Origin of the sequence: Pseudonocardia lutea (assembly GCF_042658055.1) — a bacterium.
Lineage (GTDB): Bacteria > Actinomycetota > Actinomycetes > Mycobacteriales > Pseudonocardiaceae > Pseudonocardia > Pseudonocardia lutea.
Genome location: NZ_JBHSQK010000082.1, coordinates 1 through 21,944, shown reverse-complemented (window position 1 = coordinate 21,944; position 21,944 = coordinate 1). Strand labels below are relative to the sequence as shown.

Genomic DNA, 21,944 nt, shown 5'->3' with positions numbered 1-21,944 from the left:
GTGACCGTCGCGGCGGGGGAGCGCAGCGCTGCGCCGGCGAGCCGGGCGGCCGCGCCGGCCGGCAGCAGCCGGGCCAGGGGCCCGCGCGCGGCCTCGGTGAGCAGGGCGTCGAGCAGCAGCGCGGCGTCGTTGGCCTCGGGCCGGGTCATCGGCGACCCCCGCCGGACCCTGCCGAGGGCGTCGACCGTCCCGTCGACCGCCCGCCCTGCCCCGCCCGGGTCATCGCGTGCTCCCTTCCGCCCGGTTCGTCCCGCCTGCCCGTCCACGCCGGTCCCGATCCTCGCAAGCCGGCCCGGCGTGCCCGCAGGTGTACCCCTCCCCGGCCGCCCCGGACCACCCCGGACCACCCCGGACCACCCCGGTGGGTCTGACGTGCGCGTTCGCGCCGGGTCGGGCCACGGCGCCGGCCGCGGGAACCGCCGGATACCCTGATCGCCGGGCCCAGCACCCCCTCCGGGGGCAGGTCGGCAGGACAGGGAGACGTGTGTCGCAGACGGAATCCGTACCGATTCAGGGACTCTCCTCGGTGTCGGCTCCGGGCTCGCGGCCGCTGCGTGCCTGGCAGCGGTCGGCGCTCGCCCGGTACCTGGCCGCCGGGCCCCGGGACTTCCTGACGGTCGCGACGCCGGGCGCGGGCAAGACGGCCTTCGCGCTGCGCGTGGCGAGCGAGCTGCTGGCGGACCGGACGATCGAGGCGGTCACGGTCGTCACGCCGACCGAGCACCTCAAGTACCAGTGGGCGCAGTCCGCGGCCGCAGTCGGGATCGCGCTGGACCCCGAGTTCCGCGCGGCGACGGGCACCTCGCGGGACTACCACGGCATCGCGATCACCTACGCCGGTGTGGCCGTGCACCCCCACACCCACCGGGTCCGCACCGAGAACCGGCGCACGCTGGTGATCCTCGACGAGATCCACCACGCGGGCGACGCCAAGTCCTGGGGCGAGGGCGTCCAGCTGGCCTTCGAGCCCGCCGAGCGGCGGCTGGCGCTGACCGGGACGCCCTTCCGGAGCGACGACAACCCGATCCCGTTCGTGGAGTACGTCCGGGACGCCGAGGGGGCGCTTCGCAGCCGCGCCGACCACTCCTACGGCTACGCCGACGCGCTGGCCGACAACGTCGTCCGGCCGGTGGTGTTCCTGGCCTACTCCGGGACGTCGAGCTGGCGGACGAGCGCGGGCGAGGAGATCACCGCCCGGCTCGGCGAGCCGCTCACCAAGGAACAGACCGCGATGGCCTGGCGCACCGCGCTGGACCCGGGCGGCGAGTGGATGCCGGCGGTGCTCGCCGCCGCCGACAAGCGGCTCGACGCGCACCGCAACGGCGGGATGCCCGACGCCGGCGGCCTCGTCATCGCCACCGACCAGACCGCCGCGCGGGCCTACGCCGCCCTGCTGCAGCAGGTCACCGGGACCGCGCCCGCGCTGATCCTCTCGGACGAGGCCGGCTCGTCGGACCGCATCGAGTCGTTCTCGAGGTCCGACGAGCGGTGGATGGTCGCCGTCCGGATGGTGTCCGAGGGCGTCGACGTGCCGCGCCTCGCGGTCGGCGTCTACGCCACCTCGGCGTCCACCCCGCTGTACTTCGCCCAGGCCATCGGCCGGTTCGTGCGGTCGCGGCGGCCGGGGGAGACGGCGTCGGTGTTCGTCCCGTCCGTCCCGGTGCTGCTGGGGCTGGCCAGCGAGTTGGAGGCACAGCGCGACCACGTCCTCGGCAAGCCGCACCGGCCCAAGGAGGAGTGGAACGACGAGGAGCTCGCGCTGGCGAACCGGCAGCAGGACGAGCCGGGGGAGGACGAGAAGTCGTTCACCGCCCTGCACGCCGACGCCGAGCTCGACCAGCTGATCTTCGACGGCGCCTCGTTCAGCGCCGACGAGGAGGAGTACATCGGGCTGCCCGGGCTGCTCGACGCCGACCAGGTGCGCACGCTGCTGCAGCAGCGCCAGCAGGAGTGGGTGGACAAGGGCTCGCCGCGTTCCGGGGCCGGGGCCCGTGCCGTTCCGCCGCCCGCGCCGGAGCCGCCCCGCGAGATGTCCGTGCGCGAGCGCATCCAGAAGCTGCGCAAGGAGCTGAACACGCTGGTCGCGCTGCACAACCACCGCACGAAGAAGCCGCACGGCGTGATCCACAACGAGCTGCGCCGGCACTGCGGCGGCCCGCCCACGGCCATGGCCACCATCGAGCAGCTCGAGGAGCGCATCGCCACGATCCGGTCGTGGCGGTGAGCCCGCTCGTCCGGACAGACGAGAGGGCCAGCACCCGCCGGTGCCGGCCCTCTCGACGACGCTCACATGACCGGCGAGGGGAGTCGCCGATCGCCCATCACTCGTGCCTAGTCAGCACCCTGCTGGACGTCCACCTCGAGCTCGCGCAGCTTGTCGGCGTGCGCACGCGCGTGGTGACCGCAGAACAGGAGCTCGCCGCCGGACGGCAGGACGGCACGAACCTTTGCGGCCGCTCCGCAGCGGTCACAGCGGTCGGCGAGGGTCAACTCGGGCCGGGTCAGGGTTCCAGGCTGCATAGCGGTCTCCCTCCGTCTCGACGCCGGGTTCCCCCGGTGTCGCTTGCTGTGACGACCGCTCGCGCGGTGCGCCCACTCTTGCAGACGTTATTTACCCCTGCAGGTGTTCCCGTCCCGTGTCGCGACGACAATCACAGATCGACCTTTCGGGGCCGGGTGACCGTCGCAGCGGTGGCGGTCCGATGACGAACACGGATTCAGTTGACTACGAGTGAATGATGCGGTGCAGGGTGTGACACCGCAAGGTGTGGTGTGTAAACAGTCGGGTCGCCTCGACTACGGAGCGCAGTCAGAGGCGTGGTCGTGTCGGCGAGCCTGATCCGCCGGGTCCCGGCGCCCGTGCTCTTCGTCGTCGGGGGCGCCTCGATGTACGTCGGGGCGGCCCTCGCGGTCGGACTGTTCGACCGGTTGTCGCCCGCGGCCGTCGCGGTGTTACGGATCTTGGGTGCGGGCCTGGTGCTGCTCGCCTGGCGGCGGCCCGCGCGCGCGGCCTGGCGGCCCGCGCGACTGCGCCGGTCGGTGCCCTTCGGGCTCGCGACGGCGCTCATGAACGCCGCCTTCTACGAGGCGATCGCCCGGCTGCCGCTCGGGACCGCGGTGGCGCTGGAGTTCTGCGGCCCGGTCGCCGTGGCGGCGGCCCTCTCGCGCCGGCCGCGGGACGTCGGGTCCGTCGTCCTGGCCGCCGGCGGCGTGGCCCTCATCGCGGATGTGCGCTGGTCGGGCAGCCCGTCGGGGGTGCTGTGGGCGCTCGCGGCCGCGGTCATGTGGGCCGCCTACATCCTCCTCGGCAAGCGGGTGGCGACGGCCGGGAACGGGGTCGACGACATGGCCGTCGGCTTCACCGTGGCGGCCGTGCTGTGCTCCCCGGTGTTGTTCCTCGGCGGCGCCGCGGGCCTCGCGCCGCTCGCCGATCCGGTCGTGCTGCTGCTCGCCGTCGGGGTCGGCGTGCTGTCCAGCGTGATCCCCTACGGCCTGGACCAGGTCGTGCTGCGGCGGGTCGGGCAGGGGAGGTTCGCGGTGCTGCTGGCCCTGCTCCCGGCGACCGCCACGGTGATCGGCTTCCTGGCGCTGGGACAGCTGCCCGGGGCGGCCGAGGCGGTCGGGATCGGCGCCGTCGTCGCCGCGGTGGCGCTGCGCTCGCGGGACGGGGACGCGGCGCCGGAGGCGGTCACGACCCCGCCGGAGGCGGGCCCTCGTCACGGGGAGTGACAACGGGCGCCGGTCACCGACGGTCATCACTCCGGCGGCGGCCGGGTGAAGACCACCCGATCCGGTGGCGGGGGTCGTCGCGCCGCGTCGACTGTGCCGGGGCCCGCGGTGCCGCCACCCGGGGCGACACGGAGCGTGACCCCCTCCGGACGGAGCACGCCGGTCGGTCAGGATCGGGGGGCGCGTCGTCACGGTCGTTCGGGAGGCCGACTCACCCCGCCGGTCCGCGCCCGGTCGGCGCAGTGGGGGCGGGACCCGCGGGCCTGCGCCACGGGTGGTGATCACCGCCCTCCGGGGGCGACGATGCCCCGGCCCCGTTCCGGAAGTGCCCCGCGCGTTCGTCACGCAGTGGAGCCGGTCCCTGACACTGTGCGACCGGAATCGCGGTTCCGGCAACAAAAGCCGCGCGGTGAGACCGAATCGTGACGTTCGACTAGAACCTTGATCGATCCAGCATGCTTTGCATCACAGGTTTCCTCCGCATACGTTGTCGCCCACAACATTCACCGGCGCGGTGAGCGCCGGGGGCCACAGTGAGGTGGAGGGCGGATGCGGGTAGGTAGGACGGCGCTGCGTGGGGCGCCGAAGATGATCGCGGCGCTGGGTCTGGGGCTCGTCCTGACCCTCACCGCGTGCGGGGCGAACAGCTCCGGCGGCTCGTCGGGCGGCACCGCCCCCTCGGCGGCACCGTCGAGCGGGGGCGTCAAGGTCGGCGTCATCCTCCCGGAGACGGACAGCTCGGCCCGGTGGGAGGGCTTCGACAAGCCCATGCTCGACAAGGCCATGCGCGCCGCGGGTCTCGACCCGGACATCCAAAACGCGCAGGGCGACGAGCAGAAGTTCTCGACCCTCGCCGACGGCATGATCTCCAGCGGCGTGAAGGTCCTGGTCATCGCGTCGATCAGCTCCGACGGCGGCTCCGCGGTCGCGGCCAAGGCCAAGGCGCAGGGCATCCCGGTCATCGACTACGACCGGCTCAACCTCGGCGGCACCAGCGACTACTACGTCTCGTTCGACAACGAGAAGGTCGGCGCGCTGCAGGGTCAGGGCCTGGCGCAGGCGCTGCAGGGCAAGCAGGGTGCCCAGGTCATCCAGATCGAGGGCGCGCCCACGGACAACAACGCGACCCTCTTCTACAACGGCCAGCAGACCGTGCTGAAGCCGATGTACGACTCCGGGCAGCTCAAGCTCGTGGCGAACCAGGCCATCGACAAGTGGGACAACCAGGTCGGTGGCACCACCTTCGAGCAGCTGCTGACCGGCAACGGCGGGCAGGTGGACGGCGTCGTCGCCGCCAACGACGGCCTCGCCGGCGCCGTGGTGACCGTGCTGACCAAGTACGGGCTCAACGGCAAGGTGGCCGTGACCGGCCAGGACGCCACGGCGGACGGCCTGCAGGCCATCCTGCGCGGCGACCAGTACATGACGGTGTTCAAGCCGATCCAGGAGGAGGCCGACGCGACCGCCAAGCTCGCCGCGGCGCTCGCCAAGGGCGACACCGCGACCACGGACCGAACGGCGACCCAGACGGTGGACGACCCCAAGGGCAACCGCGAGGTCAAGTCCGTGCTGCTGACCCCGCAGCTGATCACCAAGGACAACGTCAAGACCGTCGTCGACGCCGGCTACATCAACGCGAGCGAGATCTGCGTGCAGGCCACGCAGGCCGCCTGCGACGCCGCCGGCATCAAGTAACCCGGAGCCGGGCGCGCGGTCGCGANTCGGTCCAGCCGGCGGAGCTCGCGGAGCCGACCGTCGGTCCAGCCGGCGGAGCTCGCGGAGCCGACCGTCGGTTCGAGCCGACGCCGGCGGAGCACCCTCCCGGCCGCGCGCCCTCGCATGGAGGTCCGCATGTCCGAACCCATCCTGCAGCTGCGGTCCGTGTCGAAGAGCTTCGGCGCGGTGCAGGTGCTCCACGACGTCGACCTGACGGTGCGCGCCGGCGAGGTGACCGCGCTCGTCGGCGACAACGGCGCCGGCAAGTCGACGTTGGTCAAGTGCGTCGCCGGGATCCACCCGATCGACGGCGGCGAGATCCTCTTCGACGGCGAACCCGTCGCGCTGCACAGCCCGTCCGACGCGTCGAAGCTCGGCATCGAGGTCGTCTACCAGGACCTCGCGCTCGCCGACAACCTCGACATCGTTCAGAACATGTTCCTCGGCCGCGAGCGCGGGAAGCCGTGGATGCTCGACGAGGCGGACATGGAGCAGGCGGCGCGGCGCACCCTCGCCTCGCTGTCGGTCCGCACCGTCACGAGCGTCCGGACCCCGGTGGCGTCGCTCTCCGGTGGGCAGCGGCAGACCGTCGCGATCGCCAAGGCCGTGCTCTGGGACTCCCGGGTCGTCCTGCTCGACGAGCCGACCGCGGCGCTCGGCGTCGCGCAGACCCGGCAGGTCCTCGACCTCGTCCGCCGGCTCGCCGAGCAGGGCATCGGGGTCGTCCTGATCAGCCACAACATGGCCGACGTCTTCGAGGTGGCCGACCGGATCGCCACCCTCTACCTCGGCCGCATGGTGGCCGAGGTGCCCACGCGCGACGTCACGCACGGGCAGGTCGTCGAGCTCATCACCGCAGGCCGGTCCGGGGACCTCGGGCTGGCCCGACCGGAAGGGGTCGTGGGAGCGTGACCGCACCCCAGAAGCCCGCAGCAGAGAAGTCCGCGGCCGAGCGGGCAAACCCCGGCAACCGGGTCGCCGACTTCGGCATCGACACCACCGCCCGCACCACGGGCGAGGCGATCCGCGCGTACCTGCAGGGCCTGCGCAACGGCGAGCTCGGCTCGTTGCCCGCGCTGCTCGGCCTCGCCGCGCTGTTCGTGCTGTTCACGATCCTCGACTCCGGCGGCACCTTCCCCAGCCTGCTGAACCTCGCGAACCTCCTCCAGCAGGGTGCCGGCCGGACCATCATCGCGATGGGCCTGGTGTTCGTGCTGCTCACCGGCGAGATCGACCTCGCCGCGGGCACGGCGTCGGGCCTCGCGGCGGCGCTCATGGCGCTGCACCTGGTGAGCGGCGGGAACATGCTCGGCGCGATGGGCGGGTTCGTCTTCGCCGTGCTCATCGTCGCGATGCTCGTCGCGGCGGCCCTCGCGGTCTGGGTGCGGGTGTGGGCCGGGGCCGTGGTCAGCGTGCTCACGGCGGTGATCCTGCTGATCGGCGTCCCGGCCGACCCGTGGATCGAGATGCTGCTCGCGGTCGGCGTGGGCGTGGTCGTCGGGTGCCTGACCGGCTTCCTCGTCGCCCGCGTCGGGATGCCGAGCTTCGTCGTCACCCTCGCCCTGTTCATCACCTGGCAGGGGGTGATCCTGCAGCTCATCGGCGACGGCGGCACCCTCGGCCTGCGCGACCCGGTGATCAACGCGGTGGCCAACGGCAACCTCTCCACGGTCGGCTCGTGGGTGCTGTTCGTCGTGGCCGCGGGCGGCTATGCGGCGGTCAAGCTCCTCCAGCAGCGCAACCGGCTCCACAAGGGCCTGGTGGCGCAGCCGACGGGGCTGGTGCTGATCAAGGTCGGCGCCGTCGTCGTGCTCGGCGCGCTGGCGACCTTCCTGCTGACCCGGGACCGGTCGCCGGGCGTCATCGCGATCTCCGGTATCCCTTATGTCGTGCCGATCGTCCTGGTCCTCCTGGTCCTGGGGACCTACGTGCTCGACCGCACGCGGTTCGGCCGGCACGTCTACGCCGTCGGCGGCAACCGGGAGGCGGCCCGCCGGGCGGGCATCGACGTCGTCCGGATCCGGGCGGCGGTGTTCGTGATCAGCTCGGCGTTCGCGGCGATCGGCGCGATCGTCTACTCCTCCAAGGTCGGATCGGTCTCGCCCGCGGCCGGTGGCGGCAACACGCTGCTGTTCGCGGTGGGCGCGGCCGTCATCGGCGGGACGTCGCTGTTCGGCGGTCGGGGCCGGGTCTCCAACGCCGTCATCGGCGGCGCGGTGCTGGCGACCGTCGAGAACGGGCTGGGCCTGCTCAAGCAGCCGGCCGCGGTGGTGTTCGTGATCACCGGCCTGGTGCTGCTGCTCGCGGCGGGCGTCGACGTCCTGTCCCGGCGGAAGTCGGCGGCCGCCGGCAGGGGACCGAGCGAGCTCGCGAGCGAGAAGTGCGCTCGGTCCCGACCTCCGGCACCCGTCCCGACGACGCCCGCCGGCACAACCGGACCGCGCTGCTGCGCCGCCTCCACGTCGAGGGGCCCTGCACGCGGGCGACGCTGGCGAGCGAACTCGGGCTCAACCGCAGCACGATCAAGGCGGTCGTCGACGGGCTGGCGGAGTCGGGCGTCGTCACGGAGGCCGTCCCGGCGCAGCGCACCGGCGCCGGGCGGCCCTCCCTGCTGGTCCTGCCCGAGGCGCACGCGGCGGTCGTCCTGGCCGTCGACGTGCGGGTGGACCAGGTCGCGATGGCGATGGTCGGGATCGGCGGGCAGATCCTCGGGCGGCACAGCTGGAACCTGCACCGCACGACCCGGCTGCCCGGCGAGGTGATCACGCACATCGCCGAGTCGGCGCAGCTGCTGCGCGACGAGCTGGGCGTGCGGGAACAGGGGGTCGGCGTCTCGGTCCCCGGGGTGGTCCGGCGGGCCGACGGCCTGGTCCACGAGGCCCCCAACCTCGGTTGGCGGGAGGTGGCCCTGGGCGCCCGGCTCGCCGCGGTGCTCGGGTCGCCCACGACCGTCGGGAACGACGGCGACCTGGGCGCCCTCGCCGAGCACGTGCGCGGGGCGGCCCGGGACGCCTCCGACCTGCTCTACCTGTCCGCCGACGTCGGCGTGGGCGGCGGGGTGATCGTCGGCGGGGTGCCGCTGCGGGGCAGCGGTGGGTACGTGGGCGAGATCGGGCACATGATCGTCCGGCCGGGCGGGCGGGCCTGCTTCTGCGGCGAGCACGGCTGTTGGGAGACCGAGGTCGGCGAGCCGGCGCTGTGCCGGGCGCTCGGGCTGCCCGAGGACACGCCGCGCGGGGTCCTGGTGGCGGAGCTGCGGGACCTCGAGGCGCACCCGGGCCGGCTCGACCTGCTCGCCGGGGTGGGGGAGTGGCTGGTCACGGGGCTGGTCACGGCGGTGAACATGCTCGCGCCGGAGCTGGTGGTGTTCGGCGACCTCTTCGCCGCCCTCCCCACCGCGCTCGTCGACACGATCCGGGACGAGCTGCACCGCCGCAGCCTCGTCAGCCGCGCCGCGGGCCGCACCCGGATCGCGGTCTCCCCGCTGGGCAGGGACGGCAAGCTCGTCGGCGCCGCGGAACTCGCCTTCGAACCCGTCCTCGGCGCGATGTAGCGCTCACCCCGCGTGTCGTGGTCTCCAGCACCGCGAGTCGGCGGTTTCGGGTCACCGAGTTGCACATCGTCGTCGTCTCGTGCTCGGCACGGCCGGGTGCAGTGATCACTGCGAGCGTCACGGCAGCGCTGGCCCCGCAGCGCCCGCGTCACGCTCGCGACGATCACCGGCGGCGTGATCGCTGCGAGAGTCACGGCACTGCTGCCCGCGCAGCGCCCGCGTCGCGGTCGGAATGATCATCTGTAGCCCCGCGCACCGTCTCCGTGGATGTCGATCTCGGGGACCCGAGAGTGTCGACTCGCGGGAGGTTGACGAGCCCGCGCGCAGCGCCCACCGTCGTTCCCCACGACCGAGGTGCGGTAACGCCCGGTTACCGGAGCCGAGCCTCCGGTCGGGAACGAGCGCGGGGAGACGGGATGCGCGGGATCGGCCGGCTCGGCGTCCCGCTCCGGTGCGGGCTGCTGATGGCGGTGGTCCTCGGCGCCCTCGTGCTGTCCGCGGGGGGCGCGGCCGCGGACGTCGCCCTCTCGCCGGACCACACCGAAGCCGGGGCCCGGGACGTCGCCGTGACCTTCCGGGTGACCAACGACGATCCCGCCGACCCGGTCGTCGCGCTGCGGGTGGACCTGCCGACGGCACGTCCGCTCGTCGACCCGCAACCGTCGGCGCCGCCGGGGTGGCAGGTCACGACCACGGCCGGCGGGATCGAGTGGAAGGGCGGACCGGTCGGGGCCGAGCCCGTCGACCTCGTGCTGCGGGTGGGGAGGATGCCCGACGGCGCGGGGCCGGTCCGGTTCCGGACGACGCAGACGAGCAGCTCGGGCGCGATCGTCGAGTGGTCCGACCTGGTCGTGCCCGGCCGGCCGGCGCCGGCGCACACCGCCCTCGAGCTGCCGTACGGGGCGCCGCGACAGGCGGCCCCGGTCGGCGCCCATCACGATCACGGCCAGGCGGCGCGGGACGTCGCCGCGGATCTGCCCGCGGCGCCGGCGGCCGCGACCGCGGCCTGGACCGTGGGTGTCGGGGTCGCCCTCGCCGCGCTGGTCGGGCTGGGGATCCGCGAGCTCGGGAAGCGACAGGCCGCCAGGTTCGCGGCCCACCACGGGGCGGAAGCCGAGGACGAGGTCCCGGAGGGCGCCGAGGCCCGGAAGTCCTGACGGTGGAGCTCGGCCTCCGGTCACGGTCGCGCGCGTGTCTCCTGCACGGAGGCGCGCGGGCCGTCACGCGGCGAGCAGGGCCCGGCCGGAGTCGGTGAGCGCGACGGCTCCGTCGGCGTCGGCGATGAGACCGGCGTCGGTGAGGCGCGGGGCGGCGAACGGGTCGGCCAGGAACAGCCCGTCGACGACGAGGGCGGAGCCACCGGACAGCCGGACGCGGCCGGCCTCGACGGCGCGCAGGACGGCGCGGTCGCGGTGGCTCAGCGACGGGTTGCCGGTACCGGTGACGAGAGCGAGCTGAGCGGTCTGAGCGGACATCGTGCTTCTCCTTCCGTCCTGGCGCCGGGACCCTCCCGGAGTCGGTGTCGAACGAGAAGAAGCATCCCGCCGGACCGTGTCCGCGACGATGACGCGAGCCCCACTCCCTACCGGGGCCCACCCGCCCGACCGGGGTGGGGCTATCCCCACGCGCCGGAACTGCCGACGCTGTACCCGCGGTGGGTGGGCGTGAACTCGGACGGCACCACGGATCGCGGAAACTCCCCGAATGGCGGTACCGAGGTCCGGGGCTCCGGTTGGACCCGAGAGCAGCGGTGAAGCCCAGGGCGCACTCCGCGCAAGCTGGGCTCGCGACTCGCGGTGCCGGAACTCCCGACTCGCGGACGAGCGCGAGCCGGGAGCGCGAGCCGGGAGCGACGGCGGCGGGTGGCGGTCAGCCCGTGAGGTTGACCTCGGTCAGCGTGCCGCTGTTGAGGTTGGTGACGTAGGCCTTCTTCCCGTCCGGGGTGACGGCGAGGCTGGTGGGGGCGTCGCCGGTGGGCAGGGTGGCGGTGACCCCCCAGTTCTGGGCGTTGATCACCGTCAGGTTGTCGCCCTCCACCCCGGTGACGTACAGGAACCGGCCGTCCGGCGCCCAGGCGATGTCCTGCGGCTTGTGCCCGACCGGCACCGTCGCGACGACCTGCTGGGTCTTCGTGTCGATGACGGTCGCCGAGTCGCTGTCGTAGTTGACGTTGGCGACCCACTTGTCGTCCGGCGACACCTCGAGGCTGTGCGGGCTGACCTGCACCCTCACCTCACCGGCCACCGAGTCGTCGGACGTGTTGATGATCGAGACGACGCCCGACTCGTGGTTGGCGGTGTACGCGGTGCTGCCGTCGGGCGAGAAGGCGACCCAGTGCGGGTTCGGGGCGACCTTGATGTCGTGCACCAGGGTGCTGCTCGCCGTGTCGATCACGCTGACGGTGCCCGAGTCGTGGTTGGGCACGTAGAGCTTCGACCCGTCGGGGGTGACGGCGAGGGCGAACGGGCGGGTGCCGACCGGGATGGTCGAGGTGATGCTGTTGCTGGTCGTGTCCAGCACGCCGACGACGTTGATCGTCTTCTGGTCGTTGAAGATCGAGACGTAGACGCGCTTGCCGTCGGGGGCGAAGGCCAGGTACTGCGGCGGGCCGGCCTGGACCGGGATGGTCGCGACGACCTTGTCGACCGAGGTGTCCACCACCGTGACGACGCCGGCGTTGCGGTTGGCGATGTAGGCGAGCCGGCCGTTGGGCGAGAGCGCGATGAAGCCGGGGGTCCTGCCCACCGGGACGGTGGCGCCCAGCGACGGGATCGGCACGCTGGTGGCGATCTCGGGCTGGGTCCCGTCGGCGGCCGGCGGGAGCTCCTCGTTCGACCCGCGCCCGCCCGCGACCGAGGTGGTGGTGCCGGAGCTGCCGCCGAGCAGCCCGAACTGGTTCGCGGCGAACCAGCCCACGCCGCCCACGGCGGCCAGCAGGAGGACCACCACGAGCCCGACGATCAGGGCTCTGCGCCCGCCGCCCCCGCCGCCGGAGGGCTCGGACGGGCCGGGCGGCGGTGCGCCGCCACCGGGGGTTCCGCCCCCGAAGCCGCCGCCCCCGCCGCCGGGGCCACCCCCGCCGCCACCCGGTCCGCCCGGGCCGGATGGTCCGCCCGGCCCGCCGCCGTACGGCTGGGGACCGGTGGGCTGCGGCGGGGCGACCGGCTGTGTCGGCACGGGCGGGGCCGGAGGTGGTGCGCCGACCGCCGGTGCCGACAGGGCGGCCGCGGCCGGGGGCGGACCGGACGGGGCGGAGGTCGACGGACCGAAGCTCGGCAGCCCGGACCCCGTCGGCAGGGAGAACGGCGCCGGGACGGGCTCCGGAGCGGAGGCCGAGGCGGACGCCGGAGCCGGGGCTGCGGCCCCGAACGCCCCGGCCGCCGCGGCGGCACCGGCCGCACCGACGGCGACCGGCGGGAAGGCCGTGGTGGCCGGGGCGGGCCCGTCGGACCCGCGCGACCCGTCGGACGCGCGCGACCCGTCGGCCCCGTCCTGCCCGCCGGCGAGCGTGGCGGCGCCGAGCGCGACGGCGTACTTCGGGTGCGCGTCGACGACCGTCGGCCGGCCGAGCTCCTCGGACACCATCCGCGCGACCAGCGGGATCCGCGAGGACCCGCCGACCAGCAGTACCGCGCTGAGCTGCTCCGGGGTGACCTCGGCCGAGCGCAGCGTGCGGTTGAGCGCGCCGATCGTCGACTCGATCGGGGCGCGGATCATGTCCTCGAACTCGGCGCGGGTGAGCCTGACGTCGAAGTGCCGGTTGGGCAGGAACACCGGGATCGTGGTCTCGGTGTCGATCGACAGCGCCTCCTTGGCCAGCACGCAGTCCTGGCGCAGCCGGGCCAGCGCCACCGTGGTCTGCGGGTCGCTCATGTCCAGCTCGGACAGCGCGCCGCCGGCGGCGTAGTTGACGTGGGCGAGGATCGCCTCGTCGAAGTCGACCCCGCCGAGGCGCTCGATGCCCTCCGGCGAGCCGAGGATCTCGATGCCCTCGGGGCGCTTGCGCAGCACGGTGGCGTCGAAGGTGCCGCCCCCGAGGTCGTAGACGGCGACGATCTCGCCGTTCTCCAGCCGGCGCGAGGCGGCGTAGTGGGCCGCGGCGGCCTCGGGCTCGGTCACCATCCGCGGCATGGCCACCCCGGCGAGCTGCGGGACCTCGTCGAACAGCTCGCGCCGGAACGGGCCCCAGTTGGCCGGGTGGGTCAGCACCATCGAGTCCGGGGCGGCGCCCTGGGTGGCCGAGACCCGGGCGACGACGTCCGAGAGCAGGCTCGCCAGCAGGGCGGTGACGGCGTGCGGGGCCCCGCCGAGCATCACCGGCGTGGGATCGCCGAGGCGGCGCTTGAACTCGCGGCCGACGCGGTCGGGGTTGCTCACCGCCCGCCGGCCGGCCGCGTCGCCGGTGACCACCGTGCCGTCCTCGCGCAGGTAGACGACGGCCGGTGTCACCACACTGCGGTCGCCGAGGGTGAACATCTCGACCCTGGACGCGTTCGCGACCGCGGCGGCCACGAACGTCGTACCGAGGTCCACGCCCAGGCTGTAGGACACTCCGCCACCTCTCGGAGGCACGGGGCCCGCGGCCCCGTGCGTTCAGCACTGCCGACGGTACGAGCACACGATGCTGTGGAGTGATACTCGTCCCAGGTCACGCTGTCATTACCGTTTTCCGGGAGCGGGGGGCTGACCCTACCCCGCCAGGGGGTCGACCCCCTTCCCGAGCGCCGCCCGCGGCGGGACGATTCGGTGATGAGGCTGGAGCCCGCGGCACCGGGAGACGTGCCGGCCGTCCCCGCGGCCCGCCCGGGTCCCGTCTCGGCGGTCGCCGAGGCGCGCCGCAGGCGTGAGCGCGACCAGTGGCACGGCAGGCGGAGGCTCGAACGCCAGCTGCACGACGGCGCCGCCCTGCGTGCGTCGGCCCTGGTCCTGCAGCTGGGCCTGTTCCGGCACCGCGTCCCCGAGGCCGAGGGCGAGCTGCGCGCGGCCATCGGCGTCCTGCAGGACGAGCTGCACGCCGTGCTGCAGGAGCTGCGGGACGTCGCCGGGCAGATCTACCCGCCGCTGCTCGACGAGGCCGGGCTCGGCCCGGCGCTGCGCGAGCTCGCCGAGCGGCTCGACGCCCCGCTGCGGGTCCACGACGACGGCCGGCGGTTCGGCCCGGCCGCCGAGGGCGCCGCCTACTTCGCCCTGGCCGACGCCCTGGCCGCGGACCCCGCCGCGGCCCACGGGGTGACCGTCGCCTGCGCCGACGGCGACCTCGTCGTCACGGTGACCGGCGCGGTGCCGGGGCTGGAGGAGCTGCTGCGGGACCGCGCCCGCCCGCTCGGGGGCTGGGTCCAGACCGAGCCGTGCGACGAGATGTGTGACGTTTCCGCCCCGCCGGACGAGACCGACGGTACCGGCACGATCGTTGCGAGGATCCCATGCGAGTAGCACTGGCCGAGGACGGCGCCCTGTTCCGCGAGGGGCTGCTGATGCTCCTGCAGGCCGCGGGCCACGAGGTCGTGGCGGTCGCCGCGGGCGGCGACGAGCTGCTGGCCGCCCTCGCGACGACCCCGTGCGACGTGGCCGTCCTCGACATCCGGATGCCCCCGGAGCCCGACGGCGGGCTGGTCACCGCCGAGCGGCTGCGCGAGAAGTGGCCGTCGATGGGGCTGCTGTTCCTCTCGCACTACGCCGAGTCGCACTACCTGATGCGCATCCTCGACATCGGCACGGACGCCATCGGCTACCGGCTCAAGGAGAAGGTCGGCAGCGTCGAGGTGCTCACCGACACCCTCACCCGGATCGCCGACGGGGAGATCGTGATCGAGCCGGTGCTGGCGAAACGGCTGGTGGAGCGGCCGCGCGGGGAGAAGAAGGACGAGGTCGCCTCGCTGTCCGAGCGCGAGCTCGACGTGCTCAAGCTGATGGCCGAGGGGCGGTCGAACGGCGGTATCGCCGGTCAGCTGTACGTGACGCCGAAGGCCGTCGAGAAGCACATCGCGAGCATCTTCGCCAAGCTCGGCCTGCACACCGACGAGACCGAGAGCCACCGCCGGGTCCTCGCGGTGCTGACCTACCTCCGCTCGCAGCGGGACGGCGACTGACGGGGTCATATGGAGAGGTGGGCCGCGCTGGGGCTGCGCGCCGCGTTGTACGGCGGCGCGGTCCTCGTCGTGTTCGCGGTCCTCGTCGTCCTGCCGCCCCTGCTGCTCGACACCGGGCTCGGGCAGATCGGGGTGCTGCTGCCCTTCCTCGCGGCGCTGGTGTGTGCCGTCGGGGCGGCCCGGCTGCGGCCCTTCGTGGACCGGATCGTCGAGCGCGTCACCCACACCCGGGGCACCACCCCGTACTCGGCCCTGGCGGAGGCGGCGGCGCGGATCCGCAGCGGCAGCCCGGACTCGGCGCTGCCCGGGCTCGCGGAGGTGCTGGCGGAGGGCACCGCGGCCCGCGAGGCGCGGGTCTGGCTCGCGGTCTCCGACCGGCTGGTGACGGCCGCGGTCCATCCGCTCCGCGAGGGCGTCGACCCGGCCGGGGAGACCGTGCCGAACCTCGCGGTGCTGCTCGGCGGGGAGGACCCGGAGCGCCGGGCCGACCACGTCGTCCCCATCGTCGAGGGGCAGACGCTGCGGGCGGTGCTCGCCATCCGCAAGCCGACGGCGATCACCCCGGCCGACCAGCAGCTCATGCGCGACGTCGCCGGCGGCGCGGGGCTGCTGCTGCGCGGGGTCGCGATGAACACGGAGCTGCGTGACCGCGTCCGGCGGGCGGCCGAGCTGGCCGCCGAGCTCGAGCGGTCCCGGGAACGGCTCGCCACCGCCCGGGACGTCGAGCGGCGCCGGCTGGTCGGCGAGCTCTCGCACGCCACCACCGACCGGCTCGCCACGCTGCGGCTCGTGCTCGACGGCGCCCGCCAGGACCTGGGCGGCAGCGCCCCGGAGCCGGACCGGGCCGCCGCCGCGCTGCGCCGCGCGGGCAACCAGCTCGACGAGCTGCTCGACCGGTTCCGGCTCATCGCCCGTGGCGTCTACCCGCAGGTCCTGCGCGACCAGGGCCCGGTCGGGGCGCTCGAGGAGGTGGCCGCGGACCTCGACCGGCCGGTCCGGCTGGCCGGCGCGCCGGAGGACCGGCTGCCCTGGGAGGTCGAGTCCGGCGTCTACTACGTCGCCGCGTCGGCGTTGCAGTGGCTGGCGGCGTCGAAGGGGCCCGAGCTCGAGCTCGAGCTGACCCACGCCGACGGGCGGCTGGCCGTGCGCGTCGTCGACCCGCGCCCGGGGTTCGCGCCGGGCGAGCTGCGGGCCGCGCTGGCCGGTGACCTCGAGCGGCTGGCGGCACTCGGCGGCGAGGCCGGGCTGAGCACGGACCGGGACGGGCGCCTGGTGCTCACCGCGAGCCTGCCCGAGCGGCTGGAGCCCGCGGTGGAGATCGCCCGGGAGGTGCGCGTGTGAGCGCGGCGGCCGGCGCTCCGGCCGGCGCGGTGGCCGGCGTCCCCGCCGGGCGGGGCGGGCTGCACCGGCTCGCCGTCGTCGTCTACGTGGTGGTCCTCGTCGCCTGCACGGTGGTGGCGCTCGGCTGGCTGGCGGTCGGGGCGTACGTCGCGCTGGCCTGGTACGTGCCCACCGCCGGGGTGGGCACCAGCGTGTGGGCCCGGGCCGTCACCGCCGCGGCGCCCGCGACCGAGCCGCTGGACCAGCTCGTCGTCGACTACGTGCTGAGCCTGGGCGCCGTCGCGATCGCGGCGGTGCTGCTGGTCCGCGGCGGCCGGGGATGGCCGATCCGGCTGCTCGCGCTGGCCATGGTCGGCTCGGGCGGCGCCTTCAACCTGCAGGCGCACGCCGCGGCCACGGCCGTGGAGACCGCGACCGGGATCGACGCGGGCCCGATCCACCAGATCCTGCTGCACGGCATCGCCTGCGCGGCCTACGTCCTGGCGTTGCTGGTCTTCCCCACGCCGCAGGGCGCGTGGCCGGCCCGGTGGGGCCGGCCGGGGCGGGTGACGCTGGCGGTGCTCGGCGTGGCCGTGCTCGGCGTCGTCGGGTTCGGGACCGCGCTGCTGCGGCACACCACCAGCTGCGTGCTGTTCTTCGGCTTCCTGGTGCCCCTGGTCGGGGTCGCGGTGCTGCCCGGGCGGATCCGGCGGGGCCCGACCGCGGCCCTGCGCACCCAGGCCCGGCTGGTGTTCAGCCTGCTGGTCGCGGCGTTCGCGGCGATCGTCGTGCTGGGGATCAGCACGGTCGTCCTGTGGCTGCTGGGTGTGCCGGGCCTGGAGCTGTACGACCCGACGGCGCACGGCGCGGCGGGCCAGCCGGTCGCGCTGCTGTTCTGGGCCTCCCGAGTGGGGTCGGCGGCGATCGCGGTCGCGGTGCTGGTCGCGGTGCGGGCCGAGCGGCTGTGGTCGGCGGAGGCGCGGTTCAGCCGGGTGCTCGCGGCCGTGCTCGCCGTGGCCGTCATCGGCGGCGGGGTGGTCGTGTTCGAGGCGGCCGGGTGGCTGATCGGGTTCGGGCCGCTGTGGTCCTCGCTCGGGGCGTCGCTGCTGGCCGCGGTCGCCTTCCTCCCCGTGTACCGGGCCGTCGAGGGGCTCACCGACCGGCTGCTCTACGGCCGGCGGCCCACGCCGTACAGCGCGCTCGCCGAGGTCGCGGCGCTGTCGCGGACCGCGGCCTCCGACGCGCCGGACCTGGCCCGCGTCGCCGAGGCGGTCGGGCGGGCCCTGGGCTCCTCGCGCTGCCGGCTGACCGTCGTGCGCCCCGGGCTGCGCGACCGCACCTACGAGTGGGCCTCCCGGCGGGCGACCGCGCGCGACGACGGCACCGGGCTCGTCGGGGTGCCCGTCCGCGGCGGTCAGCAGCACCTCGGCACCCTGGAGGTGGACCGGGCCGCGGTCGCCGGGCTGCACGCCGACCGCCGGCACCTGCTGGAGGACATCGCGGACAGCCTGGGCGTGGTCGTCACCGCCAGCCGGCTCGGCGTGGAGCTGGAGCGGCAGCTGCGGGCGGCGCTCGCGCACGCCGCCGAGATCGCGGTGTCCCGGCGCGAGGCCGTGTCGGAGATGGACGCCGAGCGGCGGCGGATCGAGCGCGACCTGCACGACGGCGCCCAGCACCAGCTCGTCTCGCTGCGGCTGGTGCTCGGGCTGGTGCAGCACGAGGTGGAGACCGGGCGGATCGAGCAGGCCCGCGAACGGCTCGGGGTGCTGGCCGGGCAGCTCGACACCGCGGAGGCGGTGCTCGCGGAGACCGCCAGCGGGGTCCGCTCGATGGCGCTGGCCGAACGCGGGCTGGTCGCGGCGCTCGAGGCCGAGCTCGCGGGGCCGCCCCCCGTTCGGGTGGAGTCGGCGCTCGCCCCCGGCCGGCGCTACCCGCCGGAGCTGGAGGCGGCCGTGTACTTCTGCTGCCTGGAGTCGGTGAACAACGCGCACAAGCACGCGCCCGGCGCCGACGTCGTCATCCGGTTCGCCGAGGAGGACGGGCGGCTGCACTTCACGGTGCGCGACACCGGGCCCGGGTTCGTGGTGCCCGAGCCGGCGGTGGTCGGGCCGGGCGCGGCGACGGCGGGGCGCGGGCTGCGCAACGTCGCCGCCCGGATCGTCGCGGCCGGTGGGCGGGTGGACCTGCGGTCCGCCCCGGGGGAGGGCACGACGGTCGAGGGCTCGGTCCCGGTGCCGGAACCCGAGGAGGGCGCGGCGGCGCCCGCGGTGGCGGGCCGCACCGCCGAGGCCGACGCCGAGGTCGACACCACCGCGCTCGACGTGCCCGGGCTCGTCGTCGAGACCCGCCCCGTGCCGACCGTGCCGCCGGAGCATCCCGACCGCGGCACGGACACGACCCTTCCCGGACAGGTGCGGCGCGCGCTGGCCGCCGCGGCCGCCGAGCTGGGCGACGCCGGCCTGCACGACCGGCTGCACCGGCTCGAGGCCGACCTCGAGCGGCCGCTGCGGGTCGCCGTCTCCGGGCCGCCGCGCTCGGGGGTGTCGACGCTGGTGGCGGCGCTGGCCGCGACCCCGGGCGAGGTGGACCTGGAGATCGTCGAGGGCACCGAGGGCGACGTGCTGCTCCTCGTCGTACCCGCGACCGGCGGCGTTCCGCCGGACGGCCCGCCGGCGATCGGCGTGCTCGCCCGCGCCGACGAGCTCCCGGCCGACCCGTGGAGCGAGGCCCGCCGGCTGGCCGCCGAGCCGGAGATCCGCCGGCGCTGCCACACGGTGGTGCCCGTCGCGGCCGGGCTGACCTGCGGGAGCACCGGCTCCGCGCTCGTCGCCGAGCTCGCCGCGAACGGCGCCCGCCCGGACGAGGTGGCCGCCGAGCTGACCCGGCGCAGCGGGGTGCCGCGGCTGCGGGAGCTGCTCGAGCGCGGGCTCGCCGACCGGGCCGACGCGCTGCGGGCCCGCGCGGTGCTGCGTGAGCTGGACGAGATCGTCGCCGGCCGCCCGGCGGGCGGCGACGGTCACGCTCACGGTCACGGTCATGACGACCTGCGCTACCAGCTCGAACGCCTCCGCTCCACCGCGCACGAGCTCGCCGAGCTCGACCTCGTCGACGGGCTGCGCGCCGGGCGCCCCGCCCTCCCCACGGACGAGCGCGTTGCGGCCGAGCTGCTGCTGGGCGCGGAGGGGACCGCGGCCCACCGCCGGCTCGGCCTCGCCCCCGACGCCGGCCCCGAGGAGATCCGGCTCGCCGCCGCCGCGCAGCTCAGCCGCTGGCAACGGCGCGCCGAGCACCCGGTGTCGACGCGCGACCAGCGGGCCGCCGCCGCGGTGCTGGTCCGCACCTGCGAGCGGATGCTGGCCGAGACCCCCGCCGCGCCCGCCACCCCGGTCGGTGCCACGGCGGCACCGACGACACCCGCGGGCGTCGGGGCCGGCCGGTAGGGTCGCCCGCATGATCGACGCCGACGGTGTGCACCGCGTCCCCGTCGACGAGCACCTCGCGCTGACCACCGAGGTCCTCACCGGGCTCGGCGCACCGGAGCGGGCCGCCCGCGAGCAGGCCGGGATGCTGCTCGAGGGCGACCTGCGCGGCCACGCGTCGCACGGCATCCGGCGGTTGCCGGTACTGGCCGGGCGGATCGGCAACGGCGTGCTCGATCCCGCCGCCGAGCCCGAGCTGCGCTGGACCACGGACGCGGTGCTGACCGTCGACGGCCGCACCGGGCTGGGCCCGCCGGTGGCCCACCGGGCGGTGGAGGCGCTGATCGAGCGGGTGCCGCGCACCGGGGTCGCGGTGGCGGCGATCCGCCGGGCGGGGCACCTCGGGATGCTCGCGCCGTACGTCGAGCGGCTGGCCGAGGCCGGCTCGGCCGCGCTCGCGACGACCACCAGCGAGGCCCTCGTGCACCCCTGGGGCGCCGCGCCGGCCATGCTCGGCACCAACCCGATCGCCGCGGCGATCCCGACCGGCGGCCCGCCCGTCGTCCTCGACATGGCGACCGGGCAGATCTCCCGCGGCAAGGTGCTCGACCACGCGGCCCGCGGCGAGCCGCTGCCGGAGGGGGCCGCGGTCGACGCCGAGGGATCTCCGACGACGGACGCGGCCGCCGCCCTCGACGGGGCCATCACCCCGGTGGGCGGGCCGAAGGGGTACGCGCTGTCGCTGGTCCTCGAGCTGCTGGTCGCCTCGCTGACGGGGACCGCGCTCGGCCGGCAGGTCCGCGGCACGCTCGACACCACGGACCCGGTGACGAAGGGCGACCTGCTGATCGCGTTCGCGCCGCAGGTCTTCGGGGTGGGCCGGACACAGCCCGCGATCGCCGCCTTCCTCGACGAGCTGCGAAGCCTCGCCCCGGCGCCCGGGCACCGCGGCGTGCAGGTGCCCGGCGACCGGGCCCGGGAGGCCCGCGCCCACAACCAGTTCCGCGGGGTGCCCGTCGACGCCGCGACCTGGGCGCAGGTGTGCGAGCTGCGGGCGGGGCGGGGCGGCGCCTGAGCGCGGCCAGGAGGGGCTGAGCCGTTCGGCGCAGTCCATGATCGTCCGTGCCGTCCCACTGACGGCCGATGGTTGACTACGCGCGGTAGCACGCGCGGTGACGACCGTCCGAGGGGGCTGGGGGCTATGCATCCGGACGATCCCGGGATCACGGGGCTGACGCTGCAGGTGGGGCGCACCGCGGTGGCCGGTGCCGATCTCACCTCGGTGCTGTCCTCGGTCTGCAGCGCGTTGCCGGCGACGCTCGGCGTCTCGGGCGCGGCGATCGTGCTGGTCGACGTGCCGGGCAACAGGGTCGCCGGGATCGCGGGGGTGTCGGCCTCGGACACGGCGGCGGGGCGGCTCGGCGAGATGGAGCTGCGGGCCGGCACCGGGCCCGTCCAGGGCGCCGTCCGGTCCGGACGCCCGATGGTCACCCCGGACCTCACCCGCATCGGCCCGCCGGAGCTGGCCGCGGCCGCGGCGGACACCGGGCTGACCTGCTCGGTGGTCGTCCCGCTGGTCGTCGACGGCGAGCCGGTCGGCGGGTTGCAGCTGTTCGGGCACGCCGGACGGCCGGTGGGGGACGGGCACGTCGACGCCGTGGCCGGGCTCGCCGAGGTCGTCGCGGCGCGGCTCGCGGACGTCTGCGCGCTGCGCCGGCTCACGGCCACGGTCGCCCGGCTCACCGCGGAGCACGAGGCCGCCCTGCCGGTCGCGCACGCCATCGGCATGCTCGCCGAGCGGTACCGCACGGACGTCGAGGAGGCCGGGCGGTACCTGGCCAGCCGGGCGCGCAAGGCCGGCGTCGAGCCGGGGGAGGCCGCGCGCGCGGTGCTGGACCGTACGGACGACGGGCGCACGGACGACGCGGCCGGGGAGGACCCGCCGACCCAGGTGTTCGGGATGGTGGCGCCGGGCGGGCGCGGTGCCGGTCCCGCCGGACGGGGTGCGGGCGACGGGCTCCGTGCCGAGTCCCGCGGTCCGGACCGCCCGGGGCCCGGCGGGCTCGCCGGCATCGGCGGACCGCCGCGGCAGGCCGACGGTCCCGCGGGCGCGCTCGC

General features: G+C 75.4%; 15 protein-coding genes and 1 pseudogene. 13 read left to right on the top strand and 3 right to left on the bottom strand.

The window, feature by feature from the left end:
* Positions 1-484: 484 nt before the first annotated feature.
* Positions 485-2,224: a DEAD/DEAH box helicase gene (locus ACFQH9_RS26185; RefSeq protein ID WP_379570006.1), complete on the top strand. Its 1,740-nt coding sequence runs from the start codon at positions 485-487 to the stop codon at positions 2,222-2,224.
* 107 nt (positions 2,225-2,331) lie between these two features.
* On the opposite strand, the gene ACFQH9_RS26180 is transcribed toward ACFQH9_RS26185, so the two are convergent.
* On the bottom strand, positions 2,332-2,520 hold the full coding sequence (locus ACFQH9_RS26180) for a DUF7455 domain-containing protein (RefSeq protein ID WP_379570004.1): 189 nt from the start codon (positions 2,518-2,520) through the stop codon (positions 2,332-2,334).
* 366 nt (positions 2,521-2,886) lie between these two features.
* Here ACFQH9_RS26180 and ACFQH9_RS26175 point away from each other — a divergent pair, with 366 nt between their 5' ends.
* The 6 genes and pseudogenes from ACFQH9_RS26175 (at position 2,887) to ACFQH9_RS26150 (ending at position 10,155) form a co-directional block, all read left to right on the top strand.
* Positions 2,887-3,729: an EamA family transporter gene (locus ACFQH9_RS26175; RefSeq protein ID WP_379570008.1), complete on the top strand. Its 843-nt coding sequence runs from the start codon at positions 2,887-2,889 to the stop codon at positions 3,727-3,729.
* A 549-nt stretch (positions 3,730-4,278) separates the two neighbouring features.
* Positions 4,279-5,424 carry a sugar ABC transporter substrate-binding protein gene (locus tag ACFQH9_RS26170; protein ID WP_379570002.1) on the top strand — a complete coding sequence of 382 codons (1,146 nt, stop codon included), beginning with the start codon at positions 4,279-4,281 and terminating at the stop codon, positions 5,422-5,424.
* Between the two features lie 156 nt (positions 5,425-5,580).
* Positions 5,581-6,357 (top strand): ATP-binding cassette domain-containing protein, encoded by a 777-nt coding sequence (locus tag ACFQH9_RS26165; RefSeq protein ID WP_379570000.1) that lies wholly within the window; start codon positions 5,581-5,583, stop codon positions 6,355-6,357.
* A pseudogene (locus ACFQH9_RS26160) lies at positions 6,354-7,799 on the top strand (sugar ABC transporter permease); the annotation flags it as partial. The gene ACFQH9_RS26165 and the pseudogene ACFQH9_RS26160, both read left to right, overlap by 4 nt.
* Before the next feature lie 26 nt (positions 7,800-7,825).
* Positions 7,826-8,998, top strand: a complete 1,173-nt coding sequence (locus ACFQH9_RS26155) for an ROK family protein (RefSeq protein WP_379569998.1) — start codon at positions 7,826-7,828, stop codon at positions 8,996-8,998.
* Positions 8,999-9,414: 416 nt separating this feature from the next.
* Complete coding sequence (locus tag ACFQH9_RS26150) at positions 9,415-10,155, top strand: hypothetical protein (protein WP_379569996.1); 741 nt, start codon at positions 9,415-9,417, stop codon at positions 10,153-10,155.
* 63 nt (positions 10,156-10,218) lie between these two features.
* Here the strand turns inward: ACFQH9_RS26150 and ACFQH9_RS26145 are convergent, their stop codons facing one another.
* Positions 10,219-10,473: a hypothetical protein gene (locus ACFQH9_RS26145; RefSeq protein ID WP_379569994.1), complete on the bottom strand. Its 255-nt coding sequence runs from the start codon at positions 10,471-10,473 to the stop codon at positions 10,219-10,221.
* A 394-nt stretch (positions 10,474-10,867) separates the two neighbouring features.
* Positions 10,868-13,549: an Hsp70 family protein gene (locus tag ACFQH9_RS26140; protein ID WP_379569992.1), complete on the bottom strand. Its 2,682-nt coding sequence runs from the start codon at positions 13,547-13,549 to the stop codon at positions 10,868-10,870.
* 198 nt (positions 13,550-13,747) lie between these two features.
* Between ACFQH9_RS26140 and ACFQH9_RS26135 the strand changes: the two genes are divergently transcribed.
* The 6 genes from ACFQH9_RS26135 to ACFQH9_RS26110 form a co-directional block, all read left to right on the top strand.
* Complete coding sequence (locus ACFQH9_RS26135; protein WP_379569990.1) at positions 13,748-14,431, top strand: histidine kinase; 684 nt, start codon at positions 13,748-13,750, stop codon at positions 14,429-14,431.
* Positions 14,422-15,087 (top strand): response regulator transcription factor, encoded by a 666-nt coding sequence (locus ACFQH9_RS26130; RefSeq protein ID WP_379569988.1) that lies wholly within the window; start codon positions 14,422-14,424, stop codon positions 15,085-15,087. The genes ACFQH9_RS26135 and ACFQH9_RS26130 overlap by 10 nt, the downstream gene beginning before the upstream one ends.
* Before the next feature lie 9 nt (positions 15,088-15,096).
* The gene (locus ACFQH9_RS26125; RefSeq protein ID WP_379569986.1) at positions 15,097-16,428 is read left to right on the top strand and encodes a sensor histidine kinase; all 1,332 of its coding nucleotides are present in this window, start codon (positions 15,097-15,099) and stop codon (positions 16,426-16,428) included.
* Positions 16,425-19,847 carry an ATP-binding protein gene (locus ACFQH9_RS26120; protein WP_379569984.1) on the top strand — a complete coding sequence of 1,141 codons (3,423 nt, stop codon included), beginning with the start codon at positions 16,425-16,427 and terminating at the stop codon, positions 19,845-19,847. The genes ACFQH9_RS26125 and ACFQH9_RS26120 overlap by 4 nt, the downstream gene beginning before the upstream one ends.
* Before the next feature lie 10 nt (positions 19,848-19,857).
* On the top strand, positions 19,858-20,901 hold the full coding sequence (locus ACFQH9_RS26115; RefSeq protein WP_379569982.1) for an Ldh family oxidoreductase: 1,044 nt from the start codon (positions 19,858-19,860) through the stop codon (positions 20,899-20,901).
* Positions 20,902-21,027: 126 nt separating this feature from the next.
* Positions 21,028-21,944 (top strand): GAF domain-containing protein (locus tag ACFQH9_RS26110; RefSeq protein ID WP_379569980.1); only part of this gene is annotated, 917 nt, incomplete at its 3' end.